General features: G+C 71.4%; 17 protein-coding genes. 7 read left to right on the forward strand and 10 right to left on the reverse strand.

Annotated features, from left to right (window positions below):
* Nucleotides 1–32 precede the first annotated feature (32 nt).
* Nucleotides 33–329, reverse strand: a complete 297-nt coding sequence (locus ACN27G_RS16755; RefSeq protein ID WP_281580755.1) for a WXG100 family type VII secretion target — start codon at nt 327–329, stop codon at nt 33–35.
* A 236-nt stretch (nt 330–565) separates the two neighbouring features.
* On the opposite strand from ACN27G_RS16755, the gene ACN27G_RS16760 reads away from it, so the two are divergent.
* A complete protein-coding gene (locus ACN27G_RS16760; RefSeq protein ID WP_421493756.1) occupies nt 566–1,264 on the forward strand; it encodes a hypothetical protein in 699 nt (232 codons plus the stop codon).
* Between the two features lie 17 nt (nt 1,265–1,281).
* Nucleotides 1,282–1,722, forward strand: a complete 441-nt coding sequence (locus tag ACN27G_RS16765) for a DUF4333 domain-containing protein (protein ID WP_421493757.1) — start codon at nt 1,282–1,284, stop codon at nt 1,720–1,722.
* A gap of 22 nt (nt 1,723–1,744) precedes the next feature.
* On the opposite strand, the gene ACN27G_RS16770 is transcribed toward ACN27G_RS16765, so the two are convergent.
* From ACN27G_RS16770 to ACN27G_RS16800, 7 genes are all read right to left on the reverse strand, one after another.
* Nucleotides 1,745–2,743 carry a DUF1996 domain-containing protein gene (locus tag ACN27G_RS16770; RefSeq protein ID WP_421493758.1) on the reverse strand — a complete coding sequence of 333 codons (999 nt, stop codon included), beginning with the start codon at nt 2,741–2,743 and terminating at the stop codon, nt 1,745–1,747.
* Nucleotides 2,662–3,192, reverse strand: a complete 531-nt coding sequence (locus tag ACN27G_RS16775; protein ID WP_421493759.1) for an NAD(P)-dependent oxidoreductase — start codon at nt 3,190–3,192, stop codon at nt 2,662–2,664. The genes ACN27G_RS16770 and ACN27G_RS16775 overlap by 82 nt, the downstream gene beginning before the upstream one ends.
* A 75-nt stretch (nt 3,193–3,267) precedes the next feature.
* Nucleotides 3,268–4,008, reverse strand: coding sequence for an alpha/beta fold hydrolase (locus ACN27G_RS16780; protein WP_421493760.1), 741 nt, complete (start codon nt 4,006–4,008; stop codon nt 3,268–3,270).
* Between the two features lie 47 nt (nt 4,009–4,055).
* Nucleotides 4,056–6,281: an AAA family ATPase gene (locus ACN27G_RS16785; protein ID WP_421493761.1), complete on the reverse strand. Its 2,226-nt coding sequence runs from the start codon at nt 6,279–6,281 to the stop codon at nt 4,056–4,058.
* A gap of 236 nt (nt 6,282–6,517) precedes the next feature.
* Entirely contained in the window at nt 6,518–6,844 is a 327-nt protein-coding gene (locus tag ACN27G_RS16790) for a hypothetical protein (protein WP_421493762.1), read from the reverse strand.
* Nucleotides 6,845–6,904: 60 nt separating this feature from the next.
* Entirely contained in the window at nt 6,905–7,612 is a 708-nt protein-coding gene (locus tag ACN27G_RS16795) for an alpha/beta fold hydrolase (RefSeq protein ID WP_421493763.1), read from the reverse strand.
* Nucleotides 7,613–7,676: 64 nt separating this feature from the next.
* Nucleotides 7,677–7,922 carry a hypothetical protein gene (locus ACN27G_RS16800; protein ID WP_421493764.1) on the reverse strand — a complete coding sequence of 82 codons (246 nt, stop codon included), beginning with the start codon at nt 7,920–7,922 and terminating at the stop codon, nt 7,677–7,679.
* Between ACN27G_RS16800 and ACN27G_RS16805 the strand changes: the two genes are divergently transcribed.
* The gene (locus tag ACN27G_RS16805) at nt 7,921–8,463 is read left to right on the forward strand and encodes a MarR family winged helix-turn-helix transcriptional regulator (protein WP_421493765.1); all 543 of its coding nucleotides are present in this window, start codon (nt 7,921–7,923) and stop codon (nt 8,461–8,463) included. The two genes, ACN27G_RS16800 and ACN27G_RS16805, sit on opposite strands and share 2 nt — an antisense overlap.
* Before the next feature lie 14 nt (nt 8,464–8,477).
* On the opposite strand, the gene ACN27G_RS16810 is transcribed toward ACN27G_RS16805, so the two are convergent.
* Nucleotides 8,478–9,128, reverse strand: coding sequence for an NADPH-dependent F420 reductase (locus ACN27G_RS16810; protein ID WP_421493766.1), 651 nt, complete (start codon nt 9,126–9,128; stop codon nt 8,478–8,480).
* A 69-nt stretch (nt 9,129–9,197) separates the two neighbouring features.
* Between ACN27G_RS16810 and ACN27G_RS16815 the strand changes: the two genes are divergently transcribed.
* From ACN27G_RS16815 to ACN27G_RS16830, 4 genes are all read left to right on the forward strand, one after another.
* Nucleotides 9,198–11,042, forward strand: a complete 1,845-nt coding sequence (locus ACN27G_RS16815; RefSeq protein WP_421493767.1) for an LLM class flavin-dependent oxidoreductase — start codon at nt 9,198–9,200, stop codon at nt 11,040–11,042.
* Nucleotides 11,039–11,938: an LLM class flavin-dependent oxidoreductase gene (locus tag ACN27G_RS16820; protein ID WP_421493768.1), complete on the forward strand. Its 900-nt coding sequence runs from the start codon at nt 11,039–11,041 to the stop codon at nt 11,936–11,938. The genes ACN27G_RS16815 and ACN27G_RS16820 overlap by 4 nt, the downstream gene beginning before the upstream one ends.
* A gap of 50 nt (nt 11,939–11,988) precedes the next feature.
* The gene (locus tag ACN27G_RS16825; protein ID WP_421493769.1) at nt 11,989–13,068 is read left to right on the forward strand and encodes an LLM class flavin-dependent oxidoreductase; all 1,080 of its coding nucleotides are present in this window, start codon (nt 11,989–11,991) and stop codon (nt 13,066–13,068) included.
* Between the two features lie 469 nt (nt 13,069–13,537).
* Nucleotides 13,538–13,891: a putative quinol monooxygenase gene (locus ACN27G_RS16830; RefSeq protein ID WP_421493770.1), complete on the forward strand. Its 354-nt coding sequence runs from the start codon at nt 13,538–13,540 to the stop codon at nt 13,889–13,891.
* A gap of 173 nt (nt 13,892–14,064) precedes the next feature.
* Here ACN27G_RS16830 and ACN27G_RS16835 read toward each other — a convergent pair whose 3' ends face one another.
* A complete protein-coding gene (locus ACN27G_RS16835) occupies nt 14,065–15,420 on the reverse strand; it encodes an IS4 family transposase (protein WP_421491116.1) in 1,356 nt (451 codons plus the stop codon).
* Nucleotide 15,421 lies beyond the last annotated feature (1 nt).

Here is a 15,421-nt window from a genome sequence, read left to right on the forward strand (position 1 = left end):
CTCACCACGCGGCCCCGGGCCGGTCCGGTCGTTCAGCGGCCGAGGCTGGCCCCGGTCTGGTTGTCCGTCTCGGAGAAGGCGTCGCTGACCTGCGAGAGATACTGGCTGATGCCCTCCATGCCGTTGAGGGTCTGGTCGACGCTGCCCTTGTACTCGTCGAAGTACGGGCCGAACTTCTGCTGGGCGGCCGGGGTGTTGTAGCCACCCTGGATCAGAGTGTCGATCTTGCTCTTGGCCTGGTTCATCCCGTCCAGCAGCGTCTGCATGTTCTGCTTCAGCCAGGTCGCGGACTCCTGCATGTCCTCGCTGACGATGTGGTAGGTGGCCACGTTCCGCTCCTTCGTGTCGTCGGTCCTGCCGGCTCCGGTGGGCGACCTCTCCTGGGTCGCCTTCCGCCGTCGCCGCCGCCACCCACACGGACGGTCGCCGCAAACGGTTCAGCGCAGGATCTGACGTCGTGACGGGCACCTCCGACGTGCTGGTGAACCGGTTCGCCGACCGGACCGTGTGGATGCCGGACCACGCGGATGGGCGCGGTCCTCCCCGACCACGAGGTGGAGCAGAGATGCGTGTGCACAGCCGGGTCGCGCTGACCGCGATCGCACTGGCCAGCCTGGCGGCCCTGGCCGCGTGCGGCAACGAGGTGACCGGGCCGGCGGCGCCCGCCACGGCGGCCGCCCCGACGGTGGCCCCCACGGCCGCGACGCCAAGTCCGACGGCCGACGCCGGCGCCCCACCGGAGGTGATCGAGGAGCCGGCGACGCCGGTGGTCGCGCCGACGGTGGCGAGGACCCAGGGTCGCGTCCGGATCTACAGCGGCCCGTCCGACGTCGAGCTGACGCCCGCGCCGGACACCGGGCGGGGCAGCACCGTCATCCAGCTCAACGGGACCGCGTCCACCGCGATCGGCACGTACGTCGCCGACGGGCAGGGCCGGACGCTGTACCGGTTCGACAAGGACCGGGCCAAGCCGTCGAAGTCGAACTGCAACGGCGACTGCGCCGCCATGTGGCCCCCGCTGCTCGTCAAGTCGCCGGGGCAGATCTACCCGAGCGGGATCAACCCGAAGCTCGTCGGGTACGTGGAGCGGGCCGACGGCACCTGCCAGGTGACCATCGACGGCTGGCCGGTCTACCTGTTCGCCAAGGACACCGCGCCGGGCGACCTCAACGGTCAGGGCGTCGGCGGCGCCTGGTTCGCGATCAGCCCGACCGGTGGGCGCACCCGTCCGCTGGGCGGTACGCCCACCACGGCCACCAGCTGACCCCGGAGGAGACGACGATGACCACCCCGTACGCGGGAGCCGACGGCTCCCCGACTCCCGCCCCCCGGTGGGCGCCGGCACCGCCGGCGCAGTGGGGGCCCGACTCCACCGGGTCGCACCCGCCGGTCGAGCGTCGGCGGCGCTTCTCCCGCAGGCTCCTGATCGCCATCGTCGCCCCGGTGGTGGCCGTGGTGGCGCTGGTGGCGGTGCTCGGACTGGTCTGGCCCGGGTTCTTCGTCACGAGGGTGTTCGACACGGCGGAGGTGCAGCAGGGGGTGCTGTCGGTGCTGCGCGACGACTACCAGCTCGACGCGGACCTGGTGGCCTGCCCGCCGGGCCGGTCGGTGACGGTGGGCAGCCGCTTCTCCTGCTCCGCGCAGGTCGGAGGTGTGCCGAAGACGGTGACCGTGACGGTGGTGTCCTCCGACGGCCGGTTCGAGGTTGGTCGTCCGCAGTGAGCTGCCCCGCCCGGCGTCCAGATCAGTCCCGGCAGGTCCGTCCACTGTTCAGACAGTCGACGACGGTCGCCATCAGCGGCTGCGGCATCAGGTTGACGAAGAACGCGTGATCGGTCAGCGGGCTGTTGCGTTGGCCGTCGAAGGCGTCGATCTGGAACGCGGCGGCCGGTTGGATGTCGTATCCGAGGGTCAGCCGCAGTCGCGGCACCGGGAAGGTGTTGCGCGGGCACGAGCCGTCCGGGGACGGGAAGGCCAGGTGCGCGCGGTGGCTCTTGCTGTCCGCCCGTCGGCCGTCCCAACAGCTCGGGAAGTCGTACACCCGCTGCACCTGCTCGCCGGCCGGGCAGCGGGGGTACGCCGTGGTGCGCCGGTCCGTGGTGCCTGAGCAGGTCCAGGTCGCCGCCGCGTTCCGGCCGCCGTTGGTGACGGCCACGGCGTCCCCGACCGTGCCGGCGAGCAGCGGCGGCATCGGGACGACGTTCCCCCGGGGGTTGCCGGAGAAGACGAGCCTCACCTCGACCGGCACCTGGATCTGGCCGTCGTGGCCGGTGTGGTCGTCGGTGGCGGCGGGGTCGAGGATGCGCAGCACCGGCCAGAAGTACGTCGACAGGTCGCCGTTGCGGCAGGTCGTGCGCGCGTCGGCGAGGGTCTGCGGCGTCGAGCCGACCGCGGTGGAGACGTTGCCGACGTAGTCGTGCACGTGGTGCGGCTGCCCGGGGAAGCCGGGCGCCATCACGATGTTGGCGGTGTTGCGGTGACCGTTCTCGTTACGGCCACAGTCCCAGGTGTAGGTGCCGGTCGCCGCGCCCGGCACGGCCGGGGCGGCCGGCGCCGACGGGGCGGCCGGGGCAAGGTTCAGGTCGACCAGGTTCGTCGCCCTGGGCCGCTCGTCGCCGGCGTCGCTCTGCCACACCAGCGCGCCGGCGAGCACGACGAGCATCAGTTCCAGGGCCAGCGTGAGGGAGAGGGCGCGCCGTCGCGCCGTCCCGCGGTGGCTCGCCGCTGCAACGTCCTGCGGCACGTCTCACACTCCCGTCGCCCACCAGCGTGGGCTGTCGTCAGGTTGGTCGGTCGTCTCGTCCGCCGCCGGGCTCGCGCCCGGTTCAGCGTTCGACACGTTGGCGAGGGGTTCGCCGGTGAGTCGGGACCGGTGACGCCGAGCGCGGCGCGCGGCCGGCCCGACGACAGTTCCCCGAGCAGCGCGGTGGTGTCCACCACCGGACCACGCGCGACGTTCACCAGCAGCGCCCCGTCGGGCAGGACCGCCACTCGGCGGTGGGCGTAGAGGACGTTCGAGTCGCGGGGGATGTCGGCGGTACGAACCAGGTCGATCAGCGCGGCCATCGACTTCCGTCGTAGACCGGGTCGATGATCATGCCTTCGAGTCGGCCGGGGAGTCGGATGGCGTGAACGTGACGCCACGGGTACGCCGTAGCGGTCCGCGCCGGAGGTCGCCGTACGTCTCGGCATAACCCCTCGGCACGGTACGGTCGCGGTTGCACTTCGCGGTCCGGTCGCTGCGCGAAACGGTACTCGACTGAGCGCTCACGAGTTGTCGTCGTTGCGGTAGAGCAGCCGGGCGAGGTGGGCCGGGTGTTCCAGGTGCGGCAGGTGACCCCCGGGCAGCACGGTGACGACCGCGGTCGGCAGGGCCGAGGTCAGCCACTCGACGTATGGAGCGGGCGGCTGCGCGCCGGTCACCCACCGGTAGCCGATGCCCCGCTCACCGATCGCCCACAGGTCCGCCGCACGGTCGGCGGCGAGCTGCGCGTCGTTGTCGCGCAGCAGTTCGTCCCAGTAGCCCAGCAGCAGGTCGCGCTGGGGATCCGTGGCGGTCTCCGCGAGGTGTCGCGCCTCGCCGCGCAACGACTCGATCCCCATACCGGCCACCATGCGCTCCCAGACCGCGCGCCAGCCCGGGCCGCGCAGTTCCGGCTCCGCCGCGCGCACGACGGCGCCGAACGGGCCGGGCAGCAGGAACTGGTCCAGGTTGACGACGGCACTGGTGGGGTAGCGCGCGGCGTAGATGGTGGCGATCACCCCGCCCACCGAGTGACCCACCACTGTCGGCGGCCCGGCCAGGCCCGCCGCGGTGATCTGGCCGTGGATGACCTCGGCGACCTCGCCCAGGTGGTACGAGGCGCGGGGCCGCGCGTCACCGTGACCCGGCAGGTCCAGGGCGAGGACCGTGCGGTTCGGCTCCAGCACCGCGAGTTCGCGTTGCAGGGGTCGCCAGTGGCGTCGGTCGAAGGTGAGTCCGTGCAGCAGGACGATGGGAGACGACATACCCAATGGGCGTAACCGGACACTGAACGACCCGTACGTGGCCCGGGTCACACCTGCCAGCGTGCCGGCCCACCGGCTGCCGGCTGGTAGCGGAAGAAGCCGCCCGTGTGCATCGACGCCCGCAGGTGCGCCGCGACGATGGGAGCGACCGGCTCGAGCCTGGTGAGCACCATCCGCAGGGCGCGCGTCGCGTTGACCCGGGCCCGTTCCGCTTCGGCGCTCTGCGTCCGGACCCGACCGCTGAGGCCGGTGGCCCGGCGTAGCTCGGCCAACAGGGCGCTGCGCTCGGCGGTGAACCTCGCGGCCCGTTCGACGTCGCCCGTGCGGTCCGCCGTGTCCAACTGGTGCGCGAGGTCGTCGAGCCGCCTGCGGTACGCCGCCCGAGCGGCGGTGTCGAGCACCGGTTCGGGCGTGGGCGCCGCCAGGCCGACGCCACCGGCGACGAGATCCAGTGCGGCGATCTCCTGGCCGGGTGCGGCCAGGAGGGTACGCAGGAAGTGCATCCCGCGGACGTCACGGAGGCGGGCGTGCTCCGGGCCGGCGTCGATGATCCAGTCGTCGCCGTCGCGCCCCAGTTTCCACACGTCGGCACCCGGTTCCCGGTGGGCTCCCGGCCGGCCGACCCCCGCTGGCGCGGGCTCGGTCGGCGGCGGCGGTCCGACGGGCACCGGCAGGCCCAGTCCTTCGGCGATCGACGCCGCCTGCGTCCGGTCGCCACGAGCCGCGAGGGTGGCCGCCAGCCACGGCAGGGCGCCGAGCCGCTCCTCCTGGGCGACCGCTCGATCGAAGTGTGCGGACGCCTCGTCGGACCGGCCCAGCCGCCCGGCCAGACGCCCCAGATAGTCGTCGACCGGGCCGGCGATCGTGTTCGCCCCACCCCAGACGACCAGGCGGCCCGCGTACGGGAGCAGAGCGTCGTAGAGGCTCTGCGCGGCATCCGGTGCGGCACCGAACGAGGCGACGAAGGCCAGGTCGGCCACTGCGCCGAGCCAGCGGGGTCCGGCCCCGGCCAGCACCGACGGCAGCAGGCGGTCCACCTCCAGCAGCGCCTCGGTGACCTGACCCGACTCGGCCAACGCCCGGGCCGCGGTCACCTCGAAGAATTGACCGGGCAGCCGCCGGGCGAGCGCGCGCAACGTCTGCACCTCGCCCGCCGCCTCGCCGCGCAGCAGGGCCATCCGCCCGCGCAGTGACGCGGTCAGCCGGGCGGTGTCCGCCAGACCGACCCGGCGTCCGGTCTCCTCCACCTCGGCCGCCAGCGCCTCCGCGAGCCCGAGCCGACCCCGGACCAGCGCCAACACGGCCTGCCGGGAGAGGGCGACGACGGCCGCCTCGGGATCGCTGTCCCGCTCCCCCGCCCGGGCGTACGCCACCAGGGCGGCTTCGGCGGCGTCGAGGTCGCCGAGTTCGGCGAGCGCGGTGAACCGCCAGAAGAGTCCGCGCCGCTCGAGGACGGCGTCCCCGGCCCGACGGGACAGGTCGATGATCTCCGACGCCCCGGTCAGCCGTTCGTCGGCGGCGCCGGGATCCCACACCGCGTGCAGCCGCCCGTCCAGCACCTCGGCGAGCGTGCCCGGATCCCCGGAGTCCCGGGCGAGCCGGACCGCCTCGTCGACGAGGTCCCGTCGCCGGGCCGAGGCGGACGGATCGCCCAACATCTCCGCGGCCAGCCGCCCCAGCACCCGGGCGCGGAGGGCCGGCGGTAGCGCGCGGGACGCGGCGTCCTCCAGCAGGCGGATCAGCCCCATGTCGAGGGCGAGGAACTGACCTCGCGAGGGCGAGGTGAGGGCTGCCTCGACGACGGCGTCCTCCTCGGCCCCGGGCGGGACGCTCGCCGCGAGGTCGAGAGCCGGACCGGGCCACCCGGCGGTGAGCAGCCAGATCGCGTGCACCGCGCCGCTCGGCGTGCCCGGCAGAAGTGCGGCCAGTTCGGCCTCGGTCAGCGGGGTGAGATAGAGGTGCTGGCCGGATTGCCTCGCCTCGACCGTGGTGGCCACGACCGCCGCGCCGCCGCGTACCAACGAGTCGAGGTCCACGGTCGGCGCGGTCCGGTCGAGATCGTCCAGGAGCACCAACTGGGTGCCCGTCCCGTCGGCCATCGCCGTACGGTTCACCGGCAGGCCACGCTGCCGGGCGAGGTCCGCCGCCACGTCGCCGAGCGTGGTCTTCCCCGACCCGGCAGGTCCCACCACGATCAGGCAGCCGCCCACACCGGCGACGGCGCGGTCCAGGAGTCGTTGGACGGCGGCACGCTCACGACGACGTCCGATCATGAGTCGAGCGTAGGCGCTGCCCCGCGCCTGCCCCGTCGAGTCCCGCGCGCACTACGCCACGCAGCCCCCGCGCAACGCGTTGAGCAACGACTGGGCCGGCCCGCCCGCGAGGGCGACGCCACCCTGACGAGCCGGCGGGACGCGCGCAACGATCGGCGACCGGGGCAGACGACCGGTTACCGGGTGCGATTGGGGCCGCGTCCCGTCCGTGACAGCATCCGTAGCAGCGTCGCCGGTCAGGACGCCGCCAGGCGATCGAGTGCACGCCTGGCGAGTTCGGCGAGGACGAACGACGCGTCGGCGAGGACCGAGTCGTGGAAGACGGCGTACGGGCCGTGGTTGGTCGCGGCGGTCGCCGGGTCGTCGGCGGCGCTCGCCCCCAGGTGCAGATAGCAGCCCGGCACCTGGTTGAGCACCCGGGAGAAGTCCTCCGCGGCGGCGATCGGCGTGGCCATCGACTCGAACCGGTCCGGGCCCAGCGCGTCCCGCACCACTGCCGCGGCGAACAGGGCACCCTGGAGGCCGCCGAGCCCGGCGACGAGAAGTTCGATCCACAGCGCCACCCGAACGTCGTGCTGGACATGCGGGTCACGTTCCGGGCGGCTGGGGCCGGGTGGTGGGTGTCAGCGGGCGTTGCCGGCGTTCTGCGCGGCGGTGACGATGACGTCGGCGACGGCGCCGGGCTGCGTCGCGAACAGGGCGTGACTGGCCGAGACGTTGATGATCTTCGCACCGATACGCTCGGCCATGTGCTGCAACATCGCCTGGTCGAAGGCCCTGTCCCCGGTCGCGATAACCGCCCAGCTCGGCCTGTCGCGCCAGGCGGCGTTCTTCACCGGCGTCGAGAACGCCGACATGTTCACCGGTACCTGCGAGTCGCGCAGGAAAGCGGCGTCGGCGTCGCTGGTGTCCGCGGCGAACCCGGCCTTGAAGGTGTCGGGGTTGAGGAAGCCGTACCCGTCCTCGGTGACGTCGATGACGAAGTCGGGTGTGGGGCCGAACCCCTCGTACTGCTGGGCGGTGGTTTCGCCCGCGTCCGGCGCCAGCGCCGACACGTAGACCAGGCCGGTCACGTCCGGGTGCACGCCCGCCTCGGTGATGACGGTGCCGGCCCAGGAGTGGCCGACGAGGATCGTCGGGCCGTCCTGCTTGTCGAGGACCCTCGTGGTCGCCGCGACGTCGTCCTCGAGTGAGGTGAGCGGGATCTGCACGATCTTGACCCGGTAGCCCTGGGTCGTCAGCTTGTCGTACACGCCACGCCAGCCCGAACCGTCGGCGAACGCGCCATGCACGATCACGACATTCTTGATCTCTCGACCGTTGGTGCTCACGGGGCTTCTTCCTTCCGTCGCCGCGCCGGTGACCAGCCACTCGCGGTGGCGGCGCGCAGAGCGCTTAACCGATCGGGCAGCGACTAAACGCGTCGACGAGGTCGCCGGGCCTCAGTTCATCGGCGAGGTCGCCGATGGGGGTGCCGGGTCGGGAAGCGATGTGTTCGCCGATGATCCGTAGGGCGACCGGCAGTCCGCCGGAGAGTTGTGCCAGCCTGTGCACGGCGGCGGGTGTCGCGATCACCGACAGGGTCAGCCGGGACTGAAGTGCGATCGGTGGCTGCCTCGGGTCGGCGTACCCTGGTCGCATGGGTGTGCGCGACGCGGATGCGGTCAGGAACTCCCCCACGGTGGGCATCCCGGGCTCCGACCTGGGCTGGCATCTCGGCGTCATCCTGCGCAGCTGGCACGAGCGGGTCGAGCAGGCCGTCGAGGGTGTGCCGCACGGGACGCGCGGCTATCAGATCCTCTCCGTCGTCGGGCACAACAACCCGCCCACCCAGAGCGGGCTCGCCAAGCATCTGCAGATCGACAAGACCGTCATGCCCTATGTGATCGACGCGCTCGAGGGAGCCGGCCTGGTGGAGCGGCGGACCGACCCGGCCGACCGGCGCGTCCGGCGGATCGCGATCACCCCGAGCGGCGCGGCGAAGCTGACGGAGTTGCAGGCCAGGGTCCGGGCGGCCGAGGACGCGGTGTTCGGCAATGTTCCGGCGCCGCTGCGCCACATGTTCGTCGACAACGCCGCGCAACTCGCCGCCTCCCTGCACAACGATCAGCCCGCCCTGGACCCCTGCCTGGCCGTGATGGACGCGCTAGCCGACCCGGCGCTGGGCTCCGCGCAGCGGTAACAGCCGCTGGCCGGCTACCGCGGCCGGAGGCGCGCCGTGAGCGCCTCGGCGGTGAGGACGTCGCCGAAGATCGGCCCGCCCGGCTCCAGCACCCGCCCGTGGGGCAGGGTGCCGAGAATCACGGGGTCGAATCCCAGGTCGTCCACCAGAGCCGCCACCCGGCTCAGCGCGTCAGCGTCGTCGGAGGCCAGCGCGATAGCGACCCGGTCCGCGGCACCGCGCAGCTTGGGTCGCTCGTCGATATCGTGGTAGCCGAGGTGGTTGAAGCCCTTCACGAGGCGGGCCCCGGGCAACGCGTCCCGGAGGTGCTCGCTGGAGCTTTCCTCCGCGTCGAGCCAGTCGGCACGGGGCCCGTCGGTCTCGAGCCAGTGGTTGACGGCATCGATGACGACCTTCCCCGCGAGCTGTGCGGCGGGCAGCTGCCGGTGGGAGCGCAGCGGGATGGCGAGGATCACGATATCGGCGATCTGGGCGACCTCGTGCGCCCAGCCGGTTTCGACGCCCGGGGTGAGGATTTCCGCAGTGAGCACGATCGCCTCAGGATCGCCGGAACCCGCCGCGAGCACGCGATGACCGGCGTTGCGGGCGAGTCGTGCGAGCACCGTGCCGACCTTGCCGAAACCGATGAGGCCCACGATGGGTCGCTCCGTCTGGACGGGAATCATTCTGCTTCCTCCTGCGCTACCGTTTGTCAGACATACTAATTGTGATGCAAACGAAGCGAGGTGGGCAGGATGGAGATCGGTGTACTCCTCGACGCGGACAGCGCCGGAACAGACGAGTTGGTCACTCTGGCACGGGCCGCCGAGGACAAGGGGATCGGCATCGCCCTGGTGACCGGCAGCCGCAACGCGGACGCGTGGGCGATGGCGACGTGGATCGCCGGTGTGACCGACCGCATCCGGGTGGGGGTTCCGCCGCGCGAGCAGGGCTACGAGCCGACGAACCCCGACTCGGCGGTGCCGTCGGTGCTGGACAAGGCGGCGACGGCGCTCGCCGCGCTGGCCCCGGAGCGGACCCCGCCACCGGGTACCCGCTTCAGGATCGTGGCCGCCGACGCCGATGACGGCGCGATCCGGGACGCCGCTGGCGCCGGCATCCCCGTCGTGCCGGTCCGCAGCGCCGCCGACATGACCCGCCTTGCGGCGCTGGTCGCGGCGCCGGAGCCGGAGGCGCCGGCCGGGCGCCCGCACCGATCCGGGCCGGCTCTCGCGCAACGGGTGCCGGGCATCGGCTACGACGCGGTGCCGGCCAGCCTGGCCGGCCGGGCGATCGAGCCCGGTGACCGGGAACACCGCGCCGTCTCCTCGACCTACCTGCGCGGTGGCAACCCCGGGCTCGTGCTGCGCCCGCGTACGGTCGCCGAGGTGGTGGACGCGATCGCGTTCGCCCGCGACCACCGTGACATCCCGCTGGGGATACGCAGCGCCGGGCACGGCATCAGCGGCCGCTCCACCAACCGGGACGGGCTGGTGATCAGCGTCGGGGCGATGAACTCCCTTGAGGTTCTCGACGCGTCGCGCCGGCTGGTCCGCATCGAGCCGGGCCGCACGTGGAAGCAGGTGGCGCACTCCCTGGTCTCGCACGGGTGGGCGCTCGGCTCCGGCGACTACGGCGGCGTGGGTGTCGGCGGGCTGGCGACCGCGGGCGGCATCGGGCTGATCTCCCGCAGGCACGGCCTCACCGTCGACCATGTGAAGGCGGTGGAACTGGTGCTGGCCGACGGCACGCCGGTCCGCACCTCCGACACGGAGAACCCGGACCTGTTCTGGGCCGTGCGCGGAGCGGGCGCGAACTTCGGGATCGCGACGGCGTTCGAGTTCGAGACCTCCGTGGTCGGCGAGGTCGGGTATGCCAAGCTCACGCTGGTCTCCAGCGACATCGAAGCCTCTCTCTACCGCTATGGGCAGATCGCGAGTCAGGCACCCCGGGACACGACGGTGTTCCTGGTCACCGGCCGGGCCCGGCGGGGCCAGTGGGTCATCTCCCTCTACGCGGTGGTCGACAACCCCGACCCGGACATTGTCGTCGCGCGGCTGACCCCATTCCTGGAACTCGGTCAGCTTGTCCGCCAGCACGCGCTGATGACCGGCTACCCGGGCGTGATGGACAACGCCGTCGATATCGGGCCGTCGGGCCAGCAGGGCTTCGGGGAGCCGGTCTCGCGCTCCGCATTCGTCCCCACGCTCACCCGACAGTTCGCCCGCGAGGCGGCCGAGCTGCTGAGTACCGACCTCGTCTACTTCTTCGAGCTGCGCGCGATGGGCGGGGCGATCTCCGACGTGCCGTCGGATGCGATGGCGTTCAGCCACCGGACCCCGCATTTTCAGCTGACCGCGATGAGCTCGAGCGACGACCGTCTGATGGCCGAGTGGGACAAATTGCGCCCGCACTTCGACGGCCTCTATCTCAGCTTCGAAACCGACCGGCACCCCGAACGTCTCCTCGACGCCTTCCCCGCGCCGGTGCTGGAGCGCCTGCGGCGGCTCAAGGCCGAGTACGACCCGACCAACCTGTTCCGGGACAACTTCAACATCGCGCCGGCCCCGCTGGCGTCCGAGACGAGGGTGGCGGCGTGACTGACTACGGCCATGATCTGCTGTTCGGTAGTTTCGTCAGTCCCGTCGCAGAGCCCGCGCAGCACGCTGTCGACCTCGCTGTCATCTCCGAGCAGGCGGGCCTGGACCTGGTCACCTTCCAGGACCACCCGTACCAGTCCTCCTTCCACGACACCTCGACCCTGCTGACCTACGTCGCCTCGAAGACCCGGAAGATCGCGGTCAGCGGCAACGTGACCAGCCTGCCGCTGCGGCCCCCGCTGGGCCTGGCTCGCACGGCCGCGACCGTCGACCGGCTCTCCGGTGGCCGGTTCCGCCTGGGCATCGGCGCCGGCGCGTTCTGGGACGGCATCGCCCGCATGGGCGGCCGCCGCCTGACCACCGGGCAGGGCATCTCCGCCCTGGAGGAGGCGATCGGCATCATCCGCGACGCGTGGGACCCGGAGCGGCAGGAGCCGCTGAACCACAGGGGGCAGTTCTACCAGGTCGAGGGTGGCGTCCGGGCCCCGTACGCTCATCACCCGATCCCGATCTGGGTCGGCTCCTACAAGCCCCGGATGCTTACCCTCACCGGCGCCGTCGCCGACGGGTGGCTGCCCAGCATCGAATACATCGACGGCGGCCTGCGGGGTCTCGCCGACGCCAACGAACGGGTCGACGACGCGGCGCACCGAGCCGGCCGGGAGCCGGCCGCGGTCCGGCGCCTGATGAACTTCATGCACGCCAGCCTCGAGACGACCGGGCAGGGCTTCCTCGACGGCCCGCGCAAGGTGTGGATCGACAAGCTCACCATGCTCGCCCTCGAGCACGGCGTCAGCGCGTTCATCGTCGGCGGCGACGACCCGCTCACGCTGACCCGCTTCGGCGCCGAGGTCGCCCCCGCCGTACGCGAGAACGTAGCGCAGGCCCGGCGGTGACGCGCGGACGCCACCCGTGCGACATTCATCACGATTGAGAGAAGGCAGTCATGGAGCTGGGCATCGGCGCGTTCGGGGACGCGAACTGGGACCCGGAAACGGGCAAGCGCATCTCGGAGGCGCAGGCGATCCGCAACATCGTGGAGTCCGGGGTGCTCGCCGAGCAGGTGGGCCTGGACTGGTTCGGCGTCGGAGAGCATCACACCCCGGAGTTCCCGGGGTCGGCGGCCGCGCCGATCCTCGGCGCGATCGCGGCGCAGACCAACCGGATCAAGCTGTCCACGGCGGTGACCGTGCTCAGCACCGAAGACCCGGTCCGCGTGTACGAGCAGTACTCGACGGTCGACGCGATCGCGAACGGGCGCGTGGAGCTGATCCCCGGCCGCGGATCGTCGATCGAGTCATTCCCCCTGTTCGGGTACGACCTGCGCGACTACGACGAGCTGTTCGCTGAAAAACTGGAGCTGCTGCTGGAGGTCAACCAGCACGAACGGGTCTACTGGCGCGGCAGGACCCGCCCGGACCTCAACGGCGAGTACATCCCGCCGCGCGCCGAGCGAGGACCGATTCCCATCTGGCTCGGCGTCGGCGGCAACCCCGCCTCCGTCATCCGGGCCGCGCGGCTGGGTCTGCCGATGGCGACCGGCGTCCTGGGCGGCAACGCGATCCGCAACGCGGGCGTCTCCGAACTGTACCGCCGCGCCGCCCAGCAGTTTGGCAACACTCCGCAACAGACCATGCTCATGCTGGGCTCGCCCGGCTTCCTGAACAAGGACGGGAAGAAGGCACGCGAGACGTTCTGGCCGCACTGGCACCAGTTCATGAAGGTCGTCGGCGAGCAGCGCGGCTTCCTGCCACCCACCCGCGACCGCTTCGATCAGGACAGCGGACCGCAGGGCGGGCTGCTGGTCGGCTCCCCCGAGGAGATCATCGAGCGCATCCTGCTCATGCACGAGCACTGGGGTCAGGTGCGCTCCTACATCCACATCGACACCGGCGCCGTGCCGCAGCGCGAGGTCCTCAGGACAATCGAGCTGTACGGAACCGTCGTACGCCCGGCCGTGCAGGCCGAACTCGGCACCGCGACCGTCGACGAACTCATGGGGCGCGCGACGGCGGTGGCCGTCTGATCCGACCGATCGGCGGCATGACCCATGGCGCGTCAAGGCGCGCCATGGGTCGTTTGTTTCTTCGGGCCCCCGCCGCGCCTCGGGCGGAAATGACGCTGACCGCGATACCGATGCTCATGGTGTTGTAGGGGAAGGCGAGATCGGCGCTGGTCAGGTGCAGGTCCGCACGCCTCGAAGGCAACTGTCAGCAGCCGTGAACGCATCGCCCGACCATCGACACCGTCCCGGCGCGCCGCGCACCGCGATCCCGCCGTTGACGTACGGCCGCAACAGTCCTCTGTTCGCTCACACTTCCGCGGTCGCCTTCTGCAGCGGCACGGTGAGTTGGCGCCATCACTGTTCCTGGGAAACTAACTTACTATTTACGAGTAACTTGTGGGGTGTTTGTCGACAGCTCGGCACTGGACGAACATTTCCTCGTGGCCGTCGCTACGGCCACGAGGAACACAAGACGAGAAAGGGCACCCCGATGTCTGAGCTCAACCACTTCAATGCCAAGGACTTCGCTCCCGCCGAGATCCTGGAGTCCACCGACCCGGTCGGCTACTGGGGCAATGCCCGGCTCAAGCCGGGCGTGGACGCCGCCGAGGTCGAGAAGACGATGCGGGTCGTGATGGACACGGCCCGGGAGGAGCCCGGCTACGAGCTGTACGCGATCTACCACAGCCCCGACGAGGTCGGCTCCTACCGCATCAGTGAGCGCTGGGCGACCGGTGAGGACCTACGCAAGCACATCGAGAACCCGGCCCTGTACCCCTACCTCGGCCGCTTCGCCGAGACCCTGGACTTCTCGGACGCCCAGTGGGTGCGGGCGGTGGTTTGAGACTGGCTTTGGCCGGGGCCCCGTCGCCGGGTGGCGACGGGGCCCCGGCCGGCCGCTCGACGTGATGCCGCGGCGTTGCCCGGCCTGTGCACCGGGGCGACGCCCGCGTTCAGCGCCAGGGCGATCCGGCGGGCAAGAACCAACGCCGTTCAGTTAGGGCAGTGGTTGGTTGGTCAAGGGTCGTTGGTGATGACATCGATGCTGGTGGTGGCCTTGTAGGTGCGGCGATCGATGTTCGGTCCGCGGGCTTGGTACTTGGAGTTCGAGCGTTTGATCATGCGGCTCTTGGTGCGGATGCGGCGTTCGGGCAGCAGGTTGGCCAGGACACGTTCGCCGATGGCGCCGACCAGGTCGATGACGGTGTCGGCGATGACGCCGGCGGCGTGGACGACTTGGTCGCGGGCGGCGTTGAGGGCGGTGGTGAAACTGGCCCGGTCCGGGTCGAGGCCGGGCTGGCTGTCGGTGGCGTCGACCATGGCGGTGCGTAGCAGTTGGTAGACGATCAGCAGGGCGTGGATCTCCTGGTCGACGCCGTCGGGGGTGCGGGCGCGTAGGACCCGGCCGCCGAGGATGGTGGATTTGAGTTCCAGGTAGGCGGTCTCGATCTCCCATCGCTGGTGGTAGAGGGTGACGAGGTCGGCGGCGGGGTAGCGGGACGGGTCGAGCAGGGTGGTGATGAGCCGGTAGTCACCGATGTGGCTGCCGGTGGTGGTGGTGATGCTGATTCGGGCCTCGATCACGCGGACGTGTCGGCCGCCGATGACTGATAGCCAGGATCCGTCGCGGTAGCGGTGGATCAGCGGGAGTCTGCGGCCGGTCTTGCAGCGGATCAGCAGGTTCGCTCCGGTCGCGGTGAAGGCGGTGATCAGGTCGGCGGCGCAGTAGTTGCGGTCGGCCAGTAGCAGCATCCCGGCGCGTAGGCTGCGGGCGAGTCGCTCGGCTTGGGCTGTCTCGCCGGTGGTGCTCGGGTCGAACACGGCGTCGATGACCGTACGAGTGCCGCAGGTCAGCAGGGCGCTCAGCCGCAGTGTCGGGTAGCCGGAGCCGCCGTTGTTGCACCGGTGTTTGACGTAGCGGTGCAGGTTGGCCGGCGAGTCCGCGACAGTGATCATGGTGCCGTCGATGACGACCGGCAGCAGGCCCCGCCACCACACGGTGGCGACGGCGCCGGTGGCCGCAGGCCCTCGTAGCAGGTCGAACAAGGCCCGCAACGGGGCCGGGCCGAGTCGTTGCCGGGCTTGGCGTAACGCGCTGCCGCTGGGGTCCGGTACCGGTAGCCCGCGCAGGCCGGCGACGAGTTTCGCCCACACCTGCCGGTAGCCGCAATCGGCGAACAGACAACCGGCCAGCAGCAGATACACCACGACCCGGGCCGGCAACAGGCGGACCCGTCGCTGCGTACGCCGGGTCGTGGCCAGCACATCATCGACCATCTCGAACGGCACGAGGCGGGTCAACTCACCGAGATGACCCGCCGCGAACGGTCCGGCAGCTACCGTGACCGTCCGTGTTATGGCAATCTGATCCACC

This window comes from Plantactinospora sp. WMMB334 (assembly GCF_049179095.1).
In the GTDB taxonomy this organism is placed as follows: Bacteria; Actinomycetota; Actinomycetes; order Mycobacteriales; family Micromonosporaceae; genus Plantactinospora.

Bases quoted from the DNA above. Each gene is read 5' to 3' on its own strand.
- ACN27G_RS16780 (WP_421493760.1), bottom strand. From the start codon at position 4,008: ATGTCGTCTCCCATCGTCCTGCTGCACGGACTCACCTTCGACCGACGC.
- ACN27G_RS16800 (WP_421493764.1), bottom strand. From the start codon at position 7,922: ATGCGACCAGGGTACGCCGACCCGAGGCAGCCACCGATCGCACTTCAG.
- ACN27G_RS16815 (WP_421493767.1), top strand. From the start codon at position 9,198: ATGGAGATCGGTGTACTCCTCGACGCGGACAGCGCCGGAACAGACGAG.
- ACN27G_RS16765 (WP_421493757.1), top strand. From the start codon at position 1,282: ATGACCACCCCGTACGCGGGAGCCGACGGCTCCCCGACTCCCGCCCCC.
- ACN27G_RS16805 (WP_421493765.1), top strand. From the start codon at position 7,921: ATGGGTGTGCGCGACGCGGATGCGGTCAGGAACTCCCCCACGGTGGGC.
- ACN27G_RS16830 (WP_421493770.1), top strand. From the start codon at position 13,538: ATGTCTGAGCTCAACCACTTCAATGCCAAGGACTTCGCTCCCGCCGAG.
- ACN27G_RS16785 (WP_421493761.1), bottom strand. From the start codon at position 6,281: ATGATCGGACGTCGTCGTGAGCGTGCCGCCGTCCAACGACTCCTGGAC.
- ACN27G_RS16825 (WP_421493769.1), top strand. From the start codon at position 11,989: ATGGAGCTGGGCATCGGCGCGTTCGGGGACGCGAACTGGGACCCGGAA.
- ACN27G_RS16775 (WP_421493759.1), bottom strand. From the start codon at position 3,192: ATGCCGAGACGTACGGCGACCTCCGGCGCGGACCGCTACGGCGTACCC.
- ACN27G_RS16760 (WP_421493756.1), top strand. From the start codon at position 566: ATGCGTGTGCACAGCCGGGTCGCGCTGACCGCGATCGCACTGGCCAGC.
- ACN27G_RS16810 (WP_421493766.1), bottom strand. From the start codon at position 9,128: ATGATTCCCGTCCAGACGGAGCGACCCATCGTGGGCCTCATCGGTTTC.